Origin of the sequence: Halorhabdus tiamatea SARL4B (assembly GCF_000470655.1) — an archaeon.
Lineage (GTDB): Archaea > Halobacteriota > Halobacteria > Halobacteriales > Haloarculaceae > Halorhabdus > Halorhabdus tiamatea.
The window spans coordinates 137,136-155,473 of record NC_021913.1 but is presented as its reverse complement, the minus strand read 5'-3'; the positions used below and the strand labels follow the sequence as shown (position 1 = coordinate 155,473).

11 protein-coding genes and 2 pseudogenes are annotated in these 18,338 nt (G+C 56.6%); 6 read left to right on the top strand and 7 right to left on the bottom strand.

The annotated features are described in order from the left end of the window. Positions 1 to 11: 11 nt before the first annotated feature. Entirely contained in the window at positions 12 to 2,018 is a 2,007-nt protein-coding gene (locus HTIA_RS14550; RefSeq protein ID WP_148291000.1) for a homing endonuclease associated repeat-containing protein, read from the top strand. 9 nt (positions 2,019 to 2,027) lie between these two features. Here the strand turns inward: HTIA_RS14550 and HTIA_RS14545 are convergent, their stop codons facing one another. Beyond that, positions 2,028 to 3,602 (bottom strand): DNA gyrase C-terminal beta-propeller domain-containing protein, encoded by a 1,575-nt coding sequence (locus tag HTIA_RS14545; RefSeq protein WP_008528631.1) that lies wholly within the window; start codon positions 3,600 to 3,602, stop codon positions 2,028 to 2,030. A 178-nt stretch (positions 3,603 to 3,780) separates the two neighbouring features. On the opposite strand from HTIA_RS14545, the gene HTIA_RS16055 reads away from it, so the two are divergent. Next, positions 3,781 to 4,722, top strand: coding sequence for an IS701 family transposase (locus HTIA_RS16055; protein ID WP_242401930.1), 942 nt, complete (start codon positions 3,781 to 3,783; stop codon positions 4,720 to 4,722). Here HTIA_RS16055 and HTIA_RS14530 read toward each other — a convergent pair. Then, a complete protein-coding gene (locus HTIA_RS14530; RefSeq protein WP_044951360.1) occupies positions 4,619 to 5,764 on the bottom strand; it encodes an ISH3 family transposase in 1,146 nt (381 codons plus the stop codon). The genes HTIA_RS16055 and HTIA_RS14530 overlap by 104 nt on opposite strands. A gap of 46 nt (positions 5,765 to 5,810) precedes the next feature. Here HTIA_RS14530 and HTIA_RS14525 point away from each other — a divergent pair. Then, positions 5,811 to 6,386, top strand: a pseudogene (locus HTIA_RS14525) (IS701-like element ISHti12 family transposase); the annotation flags it as partial. Between the two features lie 746 nt (positions 6,387 to 7,132). Then, the gene (locus HTIA_RS14520) at positions 7,133 to 7,405 is read left to right on the top strand and encodes a hypothetical protein (protein WP_008524956.1); all 273 of its coding nucleotides are present in this window, start codon (positions 7,133 to 7,135) and stop codon (positions 7,403 to 7,405) included. Positions 7,406 to 7,425: 20 nt separating this feature from the next. Here the strand turns inward: HTIA_RS14520 and HTIA_RS14515 are convergent, their stop codons facing one another. Both HTIA_RS14515 and HTIA_RS14510 read right to left on the bottom strand, forming a co-directional pair. Beyond that, entirely contained in the window at positions 7,426 to 10,305 is a 2,880-nt protein-coding gene (locus HTIA_RS14515) for a UvrD-helicase domain-containing protein (protein WP_008524955.1), read from the bottom strand. Next, on the bottom strand, positions 10,298 to 12,883 hold the full coding sequence (locus HTIA_RS14510) for a PD-(D/E)XK nuclease family protein (RefSeq protein WP_044951423.1): 2,586 nt from the start codon (positions 12,881 to 12,883) through the stop codon (positions 10,298 to 10,300). Before HTIA_RS14510 ends, HTIA_RS14515 begins: the two co-directional genes overlap by 8 nt. A 233-nt stretch (positions 12,884 to 13,116) precedes the next feature. Here HTIA_RS14510 and HTIA_RS14505 point away from each other — a divergent pair, with 233 nt between their 5' ends. Continuing rightward, positions 13,117 to 13,956 (top strand): ParA family protein, encoded by an 840-nt coding sequence (locus HTIA_RS14505; RefSeq protein WP_008524953.1) that lies wholly within the window; start codon positions 13,117 to 13,119, stop codon positions 13,954 to 13,956. After that, positions 13,953 to 14,339, top strand: coding sequence for a hypothetical protein (locus HTIA_RS14500; protein ID WP_008524952.1), 387 nt, complete (start codon positions 13,953 to 13,955; stop codon positions 14,337 to 14,339). The genes HTIA_RS14505 and HTIA_RS14500 overlap by 4 nt, the downstream gene beginning before the upstream one ends. 149 nt (positions 14,340 to 14,488) lie before the next feature. Here the strand turns inward: HTIA_RS14500 and HTIA_RS16040 are convergent. The 3 genes and pseudogenes from HTIA_RS16040 to rdfA all read right to left on the bottom strand — a co-directional run bounded on the left by HTIA_RS16040 (position 14,489) and on the right by rdfA (position 17,783). Further along, positions 14,489 to 15,114 (bottom strand): annotated as a pseudogene (locus HTIA_RS16040) (IS6 family transposase). A 67-nt stretch (positions 15,115 to 15,181) separates the two neighbouring features. Then, positions 15,182 to 17,116, bottom strand: a complete 1,935-nt coding sequence (locus HTIA_RS14495) for an archaea-specific SMC-related protein (RefSeq protein ID WP_008524951.1) — start codon at positions 17,114 to 17,116, stop codon at positions 15,182 to 15,184. Between the two features lie 46 nt (positions 17,117 to 17,162). Further along, on the bottom strand, positions 17,163 to 17,783 hold the full coding sequence (rdfA, locus tag HTIA_RS14490; protein WP_008524950.1) for a rod-determining factor RdfA: 621 nt from the start codon (positions 17,781 to 17,783) through the stop codon (positions 17,163 to 17,165). Positions 17,784 to 18,338 lie beyond the last annotated feature (555 nt).

Genomic DNA, 18,338 nt, shown 5'->3' with positions numbered 1-18,338 from the left:
AGGAAAAATCGATGGAAGACCACACGCGGGGAGTCAGAGAGCACGGTCGTACTGACTCGCAGGGCAGTCGAACGGTTTCAAAAACTGTCCACCACTTGAGTGCGGCTGAATCAGCACTTCAGACAGCCCAGGATGCAATCGAGAATCAATCGACGACTGCTGCAAACGAAGCCTTAGAAAAAGCCCGACTTAATTTGAAGATGGCTACTGACGATCCTGCGGACCTTCCGTCAGAACTATCTGAGCGGTATACCGCTGTCAACCAGCAGATTACAAGTATTGCAGACACATTCGAGACTGCCAGAGAAAATGAGTCTGAAAGTGCGACAAATACAGAGTCGCCCACTCGCGCCGAACTCCTGTATGAGTTATATCGATTGACAAATGAAATAGAGCGTGTTCCACTAACACCGGAAATGCGCGAGCGTGGCTCATATGGGCCTCACCAGTATTATGATGAGTTTGGTGGGTGGAATGAGGCACTGCTTGCGGCTGGGATCGATAAAGAAGCAGCGCTGATCCGTGATATTCAACGTGTCGCTGAAGAGGCCAAAGACCAACCGACGACGACGGATATGGAACACCATGGGCGGTATTCTTCAGGGGTTCACACAACGTATTTTGAATCCTGGGATGATGCACTAAGAGCGGCAGGGATCACAGACACGTCGGAGCCCGATTCAACTCCCTCACAAGATCAGTCCACAGACGACAAGTCAGACGCGGACGAGACAACTGGCGGGTCAGTAGAAACCACCAAGAAGAATTACATTGACGAGCTCACCCGGTTGCAAGAAGAGAGTCAGTTGTACGTCCGCGCTCAGGACATGAATACTGATGGTGCCTACTCGGCAAGCGAAATCATCGATACCTTCGGTTCGTGGGATGAGGCGTTGTCAGCGGCGGATATCGATAAGGGAGCGATTCTATCGACTGAACTCCAACGCGTCGCCTCAAAACTGGGCCACCCACCCACACAATCAGAGATGCACTCGCACGGACGGTGTAGTCCGTCGCCGTACGTAAGCTACTTCGGCAGTTGGTCGGCAGCGAAAGAACAGTGTCTAAGCGACATCGAGTTGGAAACCGACTCGGATGAAGATCAGTTGTCACGGGTGGCGATGATCGAAGAACTGCAAGCGCTGAACGACAAGGTAGAGGGTGTGTTCAAGGCCGCCACATTCCGCCAAGAGGGATCTTTTTCTGTGCAAGAGATTAGAGCCGAGTTCGGTTCCTGGGAGAACGCACTTGAGGCGGCCGGGATTGACCGGAAAGAACAGCTTATCGATGAAATCCAGCGCGTTGCCGACAAGGTTGGCGAGCGACCGTCACGGGCCGCATTTGATGCGCGGGCCCAGATTAGCAGCTCAACTGTTGCGAAGTATTTTGAGTCGTTTGCGACGGCACTAGACGATGTACTTGACACAACACCAGCTTCGAGGTTGGAGTCAAACGATGCCACCCCTCAACAGAGCTCGACACCCCAGCCAACCGTGTCGACCACGATAGCCGACGTATCGACAGAGGGGCGTCTGGAGGAACCAATCCTTGTCAAAGTTATCGCAAGTGACGAGTCCCCTGGACCGCGGAAACAAGCGGAATTACAAGTCCAAGACGTGGCTGATACAAAGGTAGCCCTCCAGATCTGGGAAGTTCACGACGTGGAAGTCGATTGGGATCCGGGCCACTGGTACGAACTCGAGGAGGCCCGCCTAAAACTGTGGACCACTGATTCAGGAGAGGCAATGAAACGGCTCAGCAGTACGAAAGATCTAGCTGTCCGACAGCTGGGTGAACAGATCGAACTGGGTGACGAGGAACCCGACGGTCAGAGCCGGCCCAATGATGCTAGCCATGACCAGGGTGATCAGTCCTCCCAATCCGCAGACGACACGTCAGCGACAACAACAGAGTCGGATCAAGCGTCCGATAGCCAGCGCGTCTCCGGGGACACTGCAGAGACGTCCGATGAGCTACAGGACGAGATTGACGAGCTGCTTTCGGAATTCGACGTCTAACTCACGCCGCTACTCCGTACCCCCGCAGGTCGCAACTCCTGACACACGATCGCCATCATCAAGATCCATCACCTGAACACCTTGCGTATTCCGACCGAGACGTGAGATATCGTCCGCGCCGATGCGTATGAGCTGTCCGTCCCCACTAGCAAGCACGATATCGTGAGTAGGCTGCACGCGGGTGATATCGACGACAGGACCATTCCGATCATCAGTCACTATGTCGAGCAAGCCGGAGCCATACCGACTCTGGGTCCTGTACTCATCGACGGCTGTTCGCTTGCCGTAGCCATTTGCCGTTACTGTCAGAATCTCTTCATCGTGTCCTGGCTCTACCGTGGTCAGTCCTACGACATGGTCATCAGCCGCTAACTCGATGCCATGAACGCCACGTGCCGGTCGCCCCATTTCTCGCGCTTCCGTTTCATCGAATCTGATGACTCGTCCCTGGTTTGTGCCAAGGAGGATATCCATCGATCCATTCGTCAGAGTTACATCACAGATCCGATCATCGCCCTCCAATTCAACAGCCTGAATTCCACCGCGGTGGATATTGCTGAATTCCGTTGTCGCCGTCCGTTTGACGTGACCGTCAGACGTCGCTAGTGTGAGAAACAGCCCCTCTGAGATTGTCTCGATCGGGAGGATTGCTTGGATCCTTTCATCGGGATCGAAATCCAGGAATTCGTGGATCTGCTCACCGGGCTCAGTTCGCTCTTTTGGGGCGATCTGGTTTGCTTTCACTTGGTGAATGAGGCCGTGGTTTGTCAGAACCAATAGTTGCTTGCGTGGATCAGTCAACTGCACCTTCTCGACTGCGTCCTCAGCATCCACTTCACAACAGATCACTCCTTTTCCACCCCGTCGTTGTCGAGAGAATTCGCTCAGCTCAGTTCGCTTGCATAGTCCCGACCGTGTATAGATGTATACGTTATTTTGCGAGGAGATCAGACCATCCCCGTCGAGCGCCGCCTCGAAGGCCCTCATTTCGGCATTAGTGAACTGTCCTGGATCGCCTTCGGCCTCACCAACCCCCTCAATAGCTAGTTTCAGTTGAGCGCGCAGATCAGCTAGGTCGCCCGTCTCCGTCTCGAGCGTCGTAGGTATGGCCTTCATCAGTCCCGCTACCTCGTCTCGCTCAAATTGCAGGGGGTGCTCTGTCGGTTCAGACACCGCAGGAATCTGGGCACTCAGTTCTTCACGGATCTTTTCGATCTGCTCTTCTTCAGAGAGTTGGTTTTTGATTTGCAGGCAGAGATCGCACGGATCGAGTAATTCTGGTTCGTTTGTCGTACTCTTGTACTCAATGTCGCTCAGGTCGCGGCCGCAGAATGTTTTCTCAACACCCTCATAGGTGAGATGGTACGTTGGGGCTTCAAATCGCATATACTCGATGGTGAACCCCTCTGTGTTGTCCGCTGGTTCAGGAGCTGCATCTGACTGCTTGGCTGTTTCCAAATCCGTACCAGTAAACGCTGTCGTCTCAGTAGAGGAGTCTGATCCGGGTTCTGTCTCAGGGATCAACTCATTCAAAACGTCGTCAATATCGTTCTCTTGATTGACCATGGTCAGGAGGGGAGTCATTAACCCCTCATTGCGGTAGCAGGATTTAATTTTGGATTTCACTCTTGGGAAGCAGGTTGTTGGTAGCACTGCCGAAGCTCGGCGTGTGCCCGAACGACCCCAAGTTCAGCCGGTGTTAACTGTGAACTCAGCTTTGAACGTTGAAGTAGGATCGTGACGTAGGCAGTAGCGAACACGGATGATGCCGATTACGGACTTCTTGTCGTGCACGCGTGTATTCGACGAGTTCGAGTCGCTGTCACCCGCACAACGTCAGCACGCGAAAACCTACGCCACAGGTCTTGTTGCAGCCAGCAACAAGACCGTGGCAGGCATCGCACGCGAAGTCCTTCCAGCTGGAGACAAACGCGCTCTCAACAAGTTCCTCACCGAGTACAACTGGGACGAACAGCAATTCAACCACGAACGCCTCGAAGAACTCCAAAAACACGGTGAAACACGCTGGTCAAAAAATGGCTACATCATCCTCGACGACACGATCACCGAGAAAGCCGGGGACGAAGTCCCCGGCGTCGGCCACTTCTACGATCACGCTGAAGGTGACACTGTCTGGGGCCAAGACATCATCTACGCCTTCTACGCTGACGACAAAACCGCCTACCCACTCACCTTCCGCCTCTACGAAAAACAGGACGAAAACGACCAAAATCACGACACTAAGTACGATCTCGCCCGTGAGATCGTCACCGAACTCGAAGACGAGGTAGGTGTCCCGGCGGACACCTACCTCTTCGACTCGTGGTTCGCTCACGATTCTACCCTCGTCGAACACATCGAATCCTACGGCAACGACTGGATCGGCCCGCTCCGGAGCAACCGACAGGTAACCTCAGTCGATCACATCGGCGGCCGCGTAATCTTGTCTGATGGCGGTGAATCAGATCGAACTGGTCGTGAAGCGTCTTCGAAGCGCGCTCGTGAGCGTAATCTTCGGGATGAACCGTCGCTGTCGGCGGCGGACTGCCGCCGACGCGACAGTGTCGCCACTCACGACCGCTCTCCGGACCGGTGGACAGCTACCGGAAGAACCGGTCGTCGAGTGACTGGTTCGCTGGAACAGCCCTGCGCACACCGAGCGCTGTCCAGGCGGCCCGCAGCACCATCTCACAGAACTCTGTGAACGACCAGTTCCAGAGGCGGCGCCCCCCGCGGCGGGGCGCCGCCACGTACTTCCAGTGGAGATACCGCCAGCTGTTCTGGAGCAGCAGGCTTACGACAAACATCACCAGCCGTAGACCAGCGTCCTGAGAGCTGGTGAATGCGAGGCTCTGCTTGGCTAAGCGGTAACTCGACTCGATGCCGAAGCGCTTGCTGTAATGCTCTCGGGCATCCCGCGGCGTGTCGATAAACGGCGCGTCAGCGGCGTAGCCGTGACGCGCCACCCCGTGTTCGTCGTATCGTCCCTGCTGGTAGACGCAGTCGATGAACACGGGAAAGGTCACCTCGCCAGCGAGATCGTGTTCGATCTCGCGGCTCCAGCCCCTGCTGAGTTCGTTTTGAATCGTCTCACCCCATTTGACAATCGGCATGACGTAGGCGTAGTTGTGCGCGTACAGCAGTCCGAGGCAGGTACTGTTGTAGAATCCGCGATCGAGGTAGACGGCCTTGACACCGAGGTCAAGGCCGTCGAGGAGTTCGAGAAACTCAGCGAGGACATCGCTGGTGGTTTCGCCAGCGACGAGCTGGCGAACCGCTAGTGTGTACCGCTTGTTACGTACCCGCGCGTAGAGCGTCGCATACGCGTGAAACGTCGTTGTTCCGCGTTTGGCCTGCGACGAGTACAGAGCCTCGGTTTCGTCCTCATCACCGTAGTAGGGATCGAGGTGGAGGTCTGCGCAGACCTCCACCGGTCGATCTGGGAGTGTCTCAAGTGCATCTCGCTGCAAGAGCGCGTCTCCAACTACCTCAACAGTGTCAAGGTCGAACTGATCGGTGAGATGTCCCCGGACAGTGTTGGCGTGCGGTGAGTCGTCTGTCGTTTCGCAGACGTGGTTGATCGAGGTCCCGCCGGCGCTGGCGCCGGCGAGGACCTCATACAGCTTCTCCGTGGTGACTTCGACGTTTTCGCCGAGATCTATCGCAAGCTCCTCGTCAAGGCTGTTGACGACAAAATTAAGCAGGTGCTCTTCCTCTATCTCGTTGTCTGCTTCGGGTTCTTGCACATCCTCCCAAAGCAGACACTTCCTCTAACCCGATGTGATCGACTGAACCTACGCCGGCGAAGAGATCAGCGTCGATGCGCTGGCAGAGCGCATCGACACCGTCGAACGTAACGTTGAGGACGAGACCTACCACATCTGGACGAAGAAGCTTCCCGTCTCCCAACTGGGAGACGTGAAGCTGGTCATCGCCGAGAAAGAAACTGACGAAGACGAAGAGAACCCGGTCAAATACCTCGCCACGAACAAGATCGACGCACCGACCGAGCACGTGATTCGCTCTTACGGAATGCGGTGGCGCATCGAGACGTTCTTCGAGGACTCGAAGCAGGATCTCGGCTTGGGAGACTGCGAGATGCAGACTGACGAAGGTGCCAGTCGGCACTGGCACCTTCTGATGGCTGCCTACAGTCTCGTTCGTCTTGATCCCGATTCGAGAGCCTTGGGGACGGTTCGCTCGAAAGCGTCATCGCTTCGAGCGAACCTCGAACATTCCCTGAAGGAAGCCGTTTACAACCTGCTCTCGTGGGTTCGAGACAACGATGATCGTGGCGTCGATGACCTTATGAAAGAGATCGATCACCTTTTCGTTCACTCAACAGCCGACGCTAACGTTCAAAGCTGAGTGTGAATTCAGCCAGTTTCGTCTGATTCGGCCGTGGTGTATCGCCAGACGTAGCTTGATTTCAGGGTGTCACGGCTCCCTCCATGTTATGAACGATACATTTCAGAACGATTTCGCGGAATTCACGAAAACTCGACCCGATCAAGACCAAGAGTCAGTAGTGTGTGCGTGGGGGCGGGACGGCGTGTTTACCCGGATTGCAGGCGATGGGACAGTAACTGAAAATGGACCGATGGATTCCTTTCCGACGTGGTGTGATCAATTCCTCGATAACCGAGAGAAGTCAACAAAGTCGCCACAGTAGCTGGGTAGTTTTGTAGAGCGTGTCATAGAATCCATCTCATAGCTTCTCACAGCCCAGTTCGTTTCCTCGCTCGTAGTTGGTGATGGCAACGACCAGCTGAAGACACAGCGCAAGGATCACATTTGTCGCGGTAAGCCCCTTGATAAACTGCAACTGGCAGACGGTTCCGGCCCAAATATAGTACTGCTGCCAGCAAAGAGGATCTTGCGAAGATCCCCGACGAACTCCTGAATCGGCTCCAGCTCGTCTTCTATACGTCCCTTTTGATGCTGCAAGCAAAGCCATCGAGTTGGAATAACTCACTTCTTGTCCTCAGCAACCACAGAACGACGGTCCTGACTCTCTGTAAAAATTATCTAGAGATAGAGGTGGTGCCAAAATACAGGAGAAGTAGAGTTCGTTACGCATTCGAATCGATTTCCAAATTTAGAGCAATCCATCTATGACAGGAAAATCACCCGATAAGCTTGATGAGTTAGCCGACCAGGTCGCCAACGAATTCGATGCGTACAGGCAACCAGACGAATTCAAGGAAGTCTCGATCGTCATCGACGATAGCGATCCGGAGTATCCGACGTTGATCGTACACGTCGAGAAGCCGGATGCGGAAGCGTTAGCTGACAGAATCGATTCGTTCCTTCGAGAACACGGGGCACGAACGGAACGAGAACGACATTCTGACACGGATATTCGAGTGCTTGCAACCATTGACTGACGGGAACTGACAACGATCGTCTACCGAATTTGCGGCTCTTCTCTTTCACCAATTGTGTCGTCTCGATTCCTCTCGATCAGGCCCGAAATCTCCGTCATCGAATGTGGTTCTACCGTCACGCGTTCTCCGCTCGCAGTATAGAAGATACTCGGCGACACCGGTCGATCCGGGTAGAGTCGCTGGACGACGTGGTAGTAGACGCTGAGTTGCTTCCGATATTCGTCTTCGGCATCCCGTGTGAGATCAGTCTTGTAATCCACGATTTCGACCTGTTCATCAGTGACACAGAGGAGGTCGATCACGCCGGAGATCGTCACCTCTTGTTCCCCTACCGACACCGGAAGATACGCGTCCTCTTCGACGTGCAGCTCTCCCTCCAGCTCATCGATGAAGTCTCGCACCCGATGTTCGTCCTCTCCTGCAGGCTCGACCCCTTCACCGGCGGCATACCGCTCGGCGAAGTCGTGAATGCGATTGCCGAACTCGATCCCACGGCCCTCATCGCGGTCCTCAAACACCCGGTCGTCCATCAGTGCATGGGGCGACTGGCCCGCTGGCACGTCGGGCTCGGGAATCGACACTTGCAATCGCGTCTGTTCGGTGCGATCGATCCCGGCCGCCTCGATTTCCGGATCGACAGATTCCGGTTCCAGCGGCAGGTTCTCGAACAGCGGACTCGGCTCCGCGCCCGCCGAAAAGAGCAGGTGATCCTGCGCTCGCGTCATCGCGACGTAGAGCAGCCGCCGCTCTTCGTCATAGTCACGGCCTAGACACGCCGAGAGGACGCGATACCGCCAGTTGTCGTAGAGATGGGGCCGGCCGTGGGCTGTCGAAGACAGTTTCGTCTGGCGGAGGCCGATCGGATCCTCGTAGCGGATACGGTCGTCGCCGCCACCCGACGGCGGGAAGCTGTATCGGTTGACATTCGCGACGATCACGATCGGGTGTTCGAGGCCCTTGGCCGCGTGGATTGTCTGAACAGTGATCGAGTCCCCACCAGGGTTGTCGTCGATCTCGTGGGTCGCCTCGGCGTCCAGACTTCGTTCGATGAATCGGATCATCCCGCCGAAATTGCGCGTTGTTCCGTCCGAAACGTCCTGCAGGAGCGCCACGAGCGAACTCGCATACGCGTCGTCGTAGCCGTAGCGGTCGAAGACCTGCCGGGCGATCGCACCGACCGATTCCCTCGCTGTGAGTCGCTCACGGAACGCGACCATTGCGTCGGGATAGGCACCTGTCTCGAGAATCTGCTCCACTTCCGCGAGCGTGTAGCCTGCCTGTTCAAGGACGACCGCCCAGCCACGTCGCGAGTCCTCGTCGTCGAGAATCCGGAGCCACGCGAGAAGCAGAATCGCCTGATCGGTCTCGAAGAGTTTTACCCCACCCTCGTAGGCGACTGGCACCGCACACTCGTCAGCCTTGGTCTGCAACTCTCGCCCGAAGCGTCGCGTCCGGGTGAGGACGGCGATATCGTCGTAGCTCGGCGTGCGAAGATCGCCGCTATCGTCTTCCACTGCGTAGGCGTCGTTGTCGACGATCGTCTCAATCCGGTCGAGGATTGCCTCGTGTTCGCTCTCACTCGTGAACGCCGCGATCGTCGAGTGCTCGCGATCGGTGTCGGCCTCGAGTCCGTCGATGTCTTTAACAGTTCGATCAACCGACTCACTGCCCGTCGCGGACACCGTCAGCGCGTGCCGTGAGAGGTCTAGGATCGACTGCGTCGAGCGGTAGTTCCGCCGGAGCGGAATCGTGTTCACCTCCTCGACGGGGAAGTCCACCCGCTTATGCTCGCCGTTGAGTTCGCGTTTGTACTCCCGCAGCCGGCGTTCGAACGAGCGAATATTCTCGACGGCGGCGTACTGGAAACCGTAGATCGACTGCTTCCAGTCGCCGACGACACAGAAGTTGTCGGTTTCGGCGAGTAAGAGTGCCAGCTTGAACTGGATCTCGCTGGTATCCTGAAACTCGTCGACCATCACCTGCTTGAAGGCGACCGACTCGCGGAGCGCGTGATCCTCACAGAGGAGGACGAACGCGAACAGCTGGAGGAAGCTGAAGTTCAAATAGTTTCGCCGGAGCGCGAACTGGATGTACTCGACGTAAACGTCGTGGACGAATTCCTTCAGGGCCTCGCGGTCCTCCATGAACGCTTCCTCCGCCCATCGGTCGTCGATCGAGGGATAGCTGTCTCGCAACTCGTCCTCGCTGGGGGCGTCCGGGAGGAAGCAGCGATTACGCTCGAAGCCGCTTAGGGAGTCCCGAAGGTCCGACTGCGTGGCCCCGTTCGCTCCCTCATTCGGCCCGTTCGCCTCGGCGAACAACTTCTCGAAGGTCTCGAAATCCCCGTCCAGAGAGACCTCGCCGTCACGATACCACCCATTCACGGTCGGGAAGACGCCCTTCGCGGCAAGCTCTCTGATCAACTCAAGGAGTGCAGTCGGGTCGTTGAGCACGCGGAACACGGCCTCGTGTTCGGGATGCGCGTCGACGAACTGCGAGAGGAAGGTCCGGAAGCGATCGGCCTCGATGACCTCGTTTTCGAGTAGCTGCGTCGAGCCGGTGATCTGGTCGTCGATATCGAGATACGACGGCGCGTCGGCCCCGTATTCGAGGAGCAGGTTGTGACAGAAGCTGTGGAACGTGCTGATCGGCGCGTCCCGGAGCGCAGACATGGAGTAGTCACACCGCGCGACGACGCGCTCTTTCATCTCGGTGGCGGCGTTGTTCGTGAACGTGACCAACAGTACGTCCTCTGGCTCGTACCCCTCTCGGAGCAGATTCGCATACCGGCGCGTGATGGCGAAGGTCTTGCCAGTCCCGGCGCCGGCGTCGACGACGTGAATTCCCTCGGTCGCCTCGATCAGCTCACGCTGCCGGGCGTTCGGCGTGGGCTCAGTCATCGAAACCACCGCCCTCTGTCAGCAGCAGGTCACGATGGGTTACGCGATCCAGGTTGGGATCGCCGACTGGGAACGACGACTCGCGGTAGTCATTGATCAGATCGATCTGCTCGTCGAGGAACGCTTCGAACGCGTCGATGTCGTCCCGGAAGTAGTTCTCTCCACGCAGGCCGAACAGTGTCTTGAGCGCGCTCTCGATTCCCGACGTGACGTACTTGTACTCACCGACCCGGTCGCGAGCGTCCCTGACGAACGCGTCCGCAAACTCGGTATCGAGGAGTTCCTCTTTCTCGTCGACATCGGGGAATGCGTGCCCGTCGAGGAACTGGGCATACGCGTCATATCCCAACTTTTCGAGCGTCTTCCGCCGGCTATTGCTCTCCGCGACACCCTCACAAAGTGCGTCGAAGGCCGTCCGTGTGCCGGCCCACTCGTCGAACGCCACGGGATAGTAGGTCACGCGGACGAGGGCGTCCTCGACGTCGGCGGATCCGGTAATGGCGTCATCCACCAGATCGAGGAAGTGATAGAACACGAAGTCGATCGGTTCGTCGGGACGAACCCGACGGTGATGGGCGAGATAGAGCAGTGCCTGGAAGTCGGGTTTATCGTGAATCTCCTCGATCGACGAGCGATCTACGACCTTTGACGCGGAGTTCGACGACCCGCTCTTGTAATCGAGGAGTTGCGTCGGCGAGTGGATGAGATCCACCTTGCCTTTCCCGCCGAGTTCCGGATTTTCGAACCATTGCTCGGTGATTGACGAGTCGATCGACCGATCGAAATAGTCGGCGACGAGATTCCCAAACGGCAGCACCTCGTACTCGTCGTAGTCACGCTTGACCGGTGGGTTCTCGTCGATAAATCGCTCGACCAGGTCGATCCCAACGTCGAACTCCGTTTCGAGGACGTCACGATCCACCTGATCGACGAACGGCCGGAGTTCGTCGAGCAAGAGATTGACGAGCTCCGCTCGATCCGCATCGGCGACCACGTCGGGATGGTTGACGTAGAACTCGGCGAAGTTGTGATAGCAATTGCCCTTCCGGAAGTAGTCCTGATCGGGCTGCTCGACGAGTTGGTCGAAGAAGTAATCGCGCGGGCAGTTGACGAACGTGCTAAGACTCGATTGACTGAGGGTTTCGATCGACTCGGGCTCTGCGGTGACGGGTTCGTGCTCGAAGCCGGTTGATCCACTCTGTCGCCGATACGTGTGCGGGATGGTCCCGAAGTCGTCGAACGTCTCGACGTCAGCCTCGAGGAGGTCGTGGAAGTACAGACACGGCCGGACCGACTCGCCGGCGCTGGTCTCCTGGACAAGATAGTACTGTTCGCGACCGTTCTGGAGGAGCAACTGGAACTGCCGGAGGTGCTCACGGTCCTTCTGTTTGGTGTCGATCCACGGCCGATCGACGACCTGATGGGTCCAGTCGGCGTCGAGGCCGAGATAGAAGACTGCGGGGCGGTCGACATAGACCGACGTTTTCGCGTCGGCGAGCAGGACGCCGCTGTCCTCGCGGTCGATCGGTACGTCGAACGCACTGAGGTAGAATTCGAGGTCGTCGAGTCGGCCGTCCGTGACCGGCTTGTCCACTAATCCGAGCACGTCGAGTTCGTCCCGAACGGCGTCCAGCGACCGGTCCGACAGCCCCGCGAACTTCTCGAGCGCCTCGCCGAAGGTCCACTCGCCGACGTCCTCGCAGAAAGCCTGAATCGGCTCGACCGCCCGCCCATCGAGTTCGCGGAGGAGTTTCTGATCGTCCGTGACGGGGAGATCGATTCCGAGCCCGCGAGCGATCGGCCGGACATCCCCGACGCGGGCTCTCGAATCTGCGTGTGCAAGCCTCAGTAATTCGAAGAACGTCCGCAGTCCCTCGTCGTCGGCGAAGCCTGGCCCGCCGTAGAAGGGGATATCTCGCGCTTCGAGTGCCGACTCGATCAGCGCGGGGAACGGTCCGCCCCGATCCATGACAACCGCCACGTCGTCGGCGTTCTCGCTCGTCACGTTGTCCACGATCGCCTCGACGATCGCCGTCCGGGAGGCAAAGCTGTGGAACGCCGGCAGATCGAACGCTTCGCTCGTGAGTGGATCGATCACGTCGTACTCGGCGGGCAGGATCGACCGGTCCAGCGCGCTGAACTGGGATTCGCCGATGACGACGACGTCGAGGTCGTCGTCGATCTGGTACTCGTCAAGATCGCGGTGCGCACTCTCGACGGATGCGATGACCTCGAGTACCTCCCGTGTTGCTGATGTATCGTAGCGGTCGAACTCGAGGATTGCTTGACGGTCTCCGGTCTCCTCCCAACAGCCGAGGATCAACTCGACCAGATGGGCGGCCTGTTTCCAGGGCAGTGCCGTCGCGTCGATCACGTCGAGAAAGAGCTGTCGTTGGTCCTGCGGCCGGAACTCGTCAGCCGCGAGCATCTGTGGCGTGGCCGCGAACCGGCCGAGTCGTGGGTGGTCCAGGCGTCGATTGAGTGCAAGACTGAGCGGCGCGTCAACCGTTAGGACGAGATCGTAATCCGCCACGGTATCGAAGAGATCATCGATAGAGTGGGCCCGTTGTAATGACACACACCGATTCATTTCCCGGGCCACAAAAATGGACACCTCTTGCCTAGTCCGACACAAGTCAAATCGCCTATCTGGATCAGTCAGCTATCTCGTTTAGTTATACTTTTTGGTTATGTTAACTATCTAGATTAACTATCTGGCTTAGCTATTCAAGTTAGTTGGATGGTATAGCTATACTGATTAGCTATGCCGTCTGACTGAGCTTTATGGCTGAGTAGCTCAACTGGGTAACTATGCTGGCCTACACAGTGTATTCAGAAGCTGGCGGCGTGGGGAAGACGACGCTCGCCGCGAATCTCGCGAAGGCGGACGTCCGTGCTGGCAGAGACGTCCTCGTGATCGACCTCGACACGCAGGAGGCATCGCTATCGTATTTGCTCGACGTCGACAACGATCGGAACGACGAACAGGCAGACAGTCTCCTCCGGCACATGGTCGAACGTCCCCGCGGCGAGTTTACAGATCTTATCAAGTCTAGCGAGGGGATCGACATCATCCCGGCTCATAACATCCTCGAGTATGCATCAAAACATCTCCGGCGCCGTGAAGAAGAGGCTGCGGACTTCGGAGAATCCTGGAATCCGAACAAGCAACTGCTTCGCGTCCTCCGAGACGCCGGCGTCCACGAGCAATACGATACGCTGATCATCGACCCACCTGCAAGCGCGGACGTCAAGCTCCACAACGCGATCCACGCCACCCGTCATCTGGTAATCCCGTTCGAGCCGAGCGGGAAAGGATACGAATCTGTTCAGGGCCTCGATCAACTTGTAGGTGGCCTCGAAGGCGAACTCGGCATCGAGGTTGGTGTCCTCGCAGTAGTCCCGAATCGATACAAGGGGATGAATGATCAAGATCGCTTCCTCGAAGAATTGCAGAGCGACGGATGGGACGTGCCAATTCGACTTCGGGAGCGGTCTTCAATGCTCGAAGGCTGTTGGGCCGAACAATGCACCGCATATAGATATATCGATGAGTACCGTGACCGTGACCGCGAACATGAACTCGATACGCTTGAGAAACTCGACGAACTCGCTAACCACATTCGGCAGACAAAGGTGGTAGAAGCATGAAACAGGGTTCGACCGACGATCCCTTCGCTGACGATGCGGAGTCCGATGACGATGAAGCAAAAGCGGATTTCCAAGAGAATGAGGGGGAAGATACGAGCTCTACACTTGATGAGTCACCAAAACTGTCACAAGGTCAAACTCAGCGACAGTCGCTTCCGTACATCCACTCACGGGATGGTGTCAAAGACGGACGCAAGCAGCGACCGATTTTTCTCAGAGACCATATCGAAGACGGTATCGACGATCTAGTCGACCAAATGGAAGACGAACTTGGGGAGGACGTCTACAAGACAGACATTACAGAGGCAGCGATGGCTGTCGCCCAGGAACATCCTGAATTTGTTCTGGAGAAACTCGAGGAGTGGGGATACGGTTGGAGTTGAGTGGTGGAAGCGGACTTATCTTCTCTACAGCGTGTTTCGCAATGAAGGTTAACTTCTCCTGAAGACGGCGACAAATGTTCTCTGGTTTTCGGACTCAGTTCCCCAGCGCCCCTCCGACTCTTTTAGCTACCCGCAGAACACCATCTCTGTCAGTCCGTGTTTCTCCGTCGTCTTTCCGAAAAGTTCAACGAGGTTGCGAGACCTTGAAGCCAATTTTTGCTGTTTCCGGTTCGACGTAGCTGAAACAGTTTGAAAACGAAGGAATTTTTCTTTTTACCTAATTTATTATATATTCAATACTGTTCTGATTTCCAGCGTGTTCGTGTCTGAAATTGACGCCGTGTCGATTGCAGGCGTATTTCAATGATCTCCATATATCCTTGAGAAACACCACGTCGTCGATATCGTGTTTTTCATGCATATCGTGGAAGAACACGTGAGCAAGAGCCGAGTTTGTGGTCAGTATAAACTTTGTATGGAGCAATTTGTTCGTTTCAGAATCGACGGCGGCGTACAGGCAATACTTCTCTTCGTCGAGTCAGATTACGGTTTCATCAACCACAACGTGATCCAGCTTCGTCCAGCTTCGGGCTGTAGATAGACTTTATGAACCCAGTTGTGAACAGTTGTGCAAGCGCGTTTGATACCAAATATCTCCATAATCGAAACAGTGTTCGAAAGCGATAATTCAGCAAGATACAGTTGAATACTGAGCTTCATCACAAAATCGCGGTGTCGCTTCGCGCTCCACAAATTCTAAGTTGATCTGGTCGATACTACTGTTGAGGTGACTGCGTCAGTATTGACGCCGAGTCTCGGTTCTATTAGGACGCAGGGCTCATTCAGATCGACTCGATCCGGGCGTGATCGCCCTCGACAGCGTTGGCGTCTTCCTCGAGCAAGGCGACAACGAGGTAGTCGGCGAACTCGCTGAAGTACTCAACCAGATCGGCGATCCGCGCGGAGTCGATCGTTTCCAGGGAATCGAGCAGCATGAACGGCACGGTCTCGTAGACCTCGTGGACCAGATAGCCAGCCAGCGCGAACACCAACCCGGTCACTTCGCGCTCGGACTCGCTGAGGTGATCGACCGTGTCCTCGTAGGTCGTTCCCGAGGGCGTCGACCGGACGACATGCAACTCGAAGAACGTCTTGATCGCTTTCCGTCGCCCTTCCCGGACCTCCCGTGTTACCCGTTCGATCCAGATCCGGTCTAAGTTGTCGTAATCGAGCGCGCCGAGTACCTCTTCCATGTGGTCGTTGAACGCCTCGACGGCGTCTTCTTCGAGTGTGTCGACCCGCGTCCGGAGATCGGTGAGTTCGTCGGTGATCCGTTCGCGTTCGGCCTCCAGCTCGGACTGTTCGTCGATTCGAGATTCGATCGCCTCGATGTCGTCTTCGACGTCTTCGAGGTCGGTCTCCAGGCGGCCGAGTTTGTACTCGAGCTCGTTGGCTTCCTGGTGGAGTTCGAGAATCTCGTCGAACTGCTCGGACTCGCGGTCCTCGACGGCTACCTGCAGCTCTTTGACTTCTGTTTCCATCTCGGTGCGACGCTCCTGTAACGCCTCGATCCGGTCTTCCCGCTGGGCCAGTTCGTCTTCGATCTCCGAGAGTTGGCGCTCGTATTCGCTTCGCTGCGTCCGTTGTCCCTCCAGCCGTTCCTTCTCTGCTTTCAGGTCGTCGAGTTCGTCGGCGAGCTCCCGCTTCGTTTCGAGTTTGTCCTGTCTGAGGTCCCGTAGTTCCTCAAGGGTCGCCTCGATCTGTTCACGAGGGACCGTCGACCCACACGTCCAGCAGACCACGTCGTCGGTGAGGAGATCGTCAGTGGTGTGGCCGTCGTCGGTCATGGCCTCGTAGACGTCCGTCCGCTCGCCGTCGAGCATCTCCTCGTTGAACCGGACGGTACTCTGCAAGGAGTTGATCTCACTGTCCAGCCGTCGGCGCTGTTCGCGCAACTGACTGATATCGGCATCGAGGCGATCGATTTCGTCGTCCGGCGTCTCCGGAAGGGCCGCTAGTTCCTCCTCGAGCGTCGCACGATCCTGTTTGAGGGACTCGACACTCTCGCGTTCGGTGTCCAAGTCGTATCGGATGTCTTCGAGAGTGTTACGCGCCTCCCGCAATTCATCGAGTTTCGCCTCGAGTTCCTGTTGTTCTGCTCGTTGCGTCTGGACGTCGGCGTCCGCCGCGTCGATCTCCGCCTCCTTCGCTGTGAGGGCCTCGCGTGTCTCCTCGATCTCGTCTTCCAGACGCGCCTTCTCGGACTCGAGTTCTGGGAGCGTCTGCTTGCGTGCTTCGATGGCCTCTATCTCCTCGTCGATGTCATTCTTCTCAGATTCGAGCTGGGATATCTCCGCTTTGATCTCTTCGAGGTCGACCGGTCGCATGATGACGTCTCGGAGATTCTGTTCGGTCGTCACCGCCTGACGTGCCTCGTTGGAGTCGAGCAGGAACGCGAACAGGTCGGCGAGTTCGGGGTCCTCGAGGTATGGATCCCCCTCAAAGGCTACGCCATCGTTCCGGCGATGTAACTGACGCCGGTAGGTCGATCCACCGATCGTCAACGTTGCTTCGGCCTCGTCGGCGTCGCCCTTCAACGTGACATCTTTGCTCCCGAGTGCGGCCATGATCGCTTGGAGAAACGATGTCCGATTCGTCGCGTTCCGGCCTGCGAGGATGTTCACGCCGGGCTCCAGATCGACGATCGCCTCGTCGATCCCGCCGATATTTCTCACCGAGACAGTCGCCTCGGCTCTCGTTTGTTCTGTCGTAACCATGTATGCGTTACACGTTCGTATTCGTATATACGTTTTGGTAGTTGTGTCATTTGGCGTCGCTTTCGATGAGATCGAAGACGTCGAACTGTTCGCCGGAGTCCGCAAAGATCACCTGGATGTCTACCATCACCTCGACGTCGCCGTCGGGGACCAGATCTGCCCGTTGTAACCCTTCGACCGCATCCTGGGTCACTGCTGCCGTTCGGTCCTGGAGCTTCTGGATGCGTTCGACTGTCGATTCTCGCCGTTGCTCGGGCGTGGGGTCCGGTTGCTGGACGTCACGATACTCCCGGAGATACGTGTGTATCGCTTGATGAGTCACGAAGTTGCTCCTCAGCGATTCGACGTCTACGCCGTTCCGTTCGAGTCGTCGCTGTGCGCGTGTCCGGGCCCCTGCGCTTACGTTGTCGTTAGTTAGCTGTTCGTAGAGTCTCTCGATATCTACGTTGAGAGCGCTCAAGTCACTCTGCTCGATCGCCGCCTCGAGGACGGTCTGGTTGAAGTACGCTGCCAGCTCTCGGAGACTCATCCCGGTCTCGTCGGTGGCGAGCCACCGGCGTTGCAGTTCCCCTCCGATATCGAGGTCGTAGGTGTCGATCACTCGCGCGACCTTGCTCCGTGGCTCCCTCTCGTCCGCCGTTCGGTCGTCACTTCCGTGCTCGGCCATACGGATGACCAGGCTTCCCTTGGGTAAATGTGTTCCCGTCGAACGTGTTTGGCCGCGATTCCCATTACAGACATATGTGTGTAATCTCTACCGTCAATTCTGTTGCATTCCCCTTCAGTTGTTCGAACACATCTGTGAGGCGGTAGCAGCTGCATTTGAATCCTCTTACTGCCGTGTCTTCGTGTGGTTATCGCCGACAAATGATGGTGGAAATTACCGTAATAGGTGCCTTTACACTCGTACGTATGTAATAGCATTTGTGTCGTTGGTCGCTCTGTGAGAGATTGCGGACATCGTGTTCGATTAGTGTTCAGTAGCCCTGTCCACGAGAGGTGCGATATCAAATGATTCGGACCGACCAGTGATGGGGGCACGGTTGGTTGTCCGTATCGCGTGTTCAACGTCATTTCTGACCAAACCGACGGCCACTTCGATTTGTCTTGGGTTCCTCACATGCCGCGCTTTCGCGGCCGTTCGCACGACTTCGCAGCGACGATCGGTGTGTTAAGTTAGAATTCTGTAGTCCGGTCGATTACTCATCTGGCTGCCCCTCTC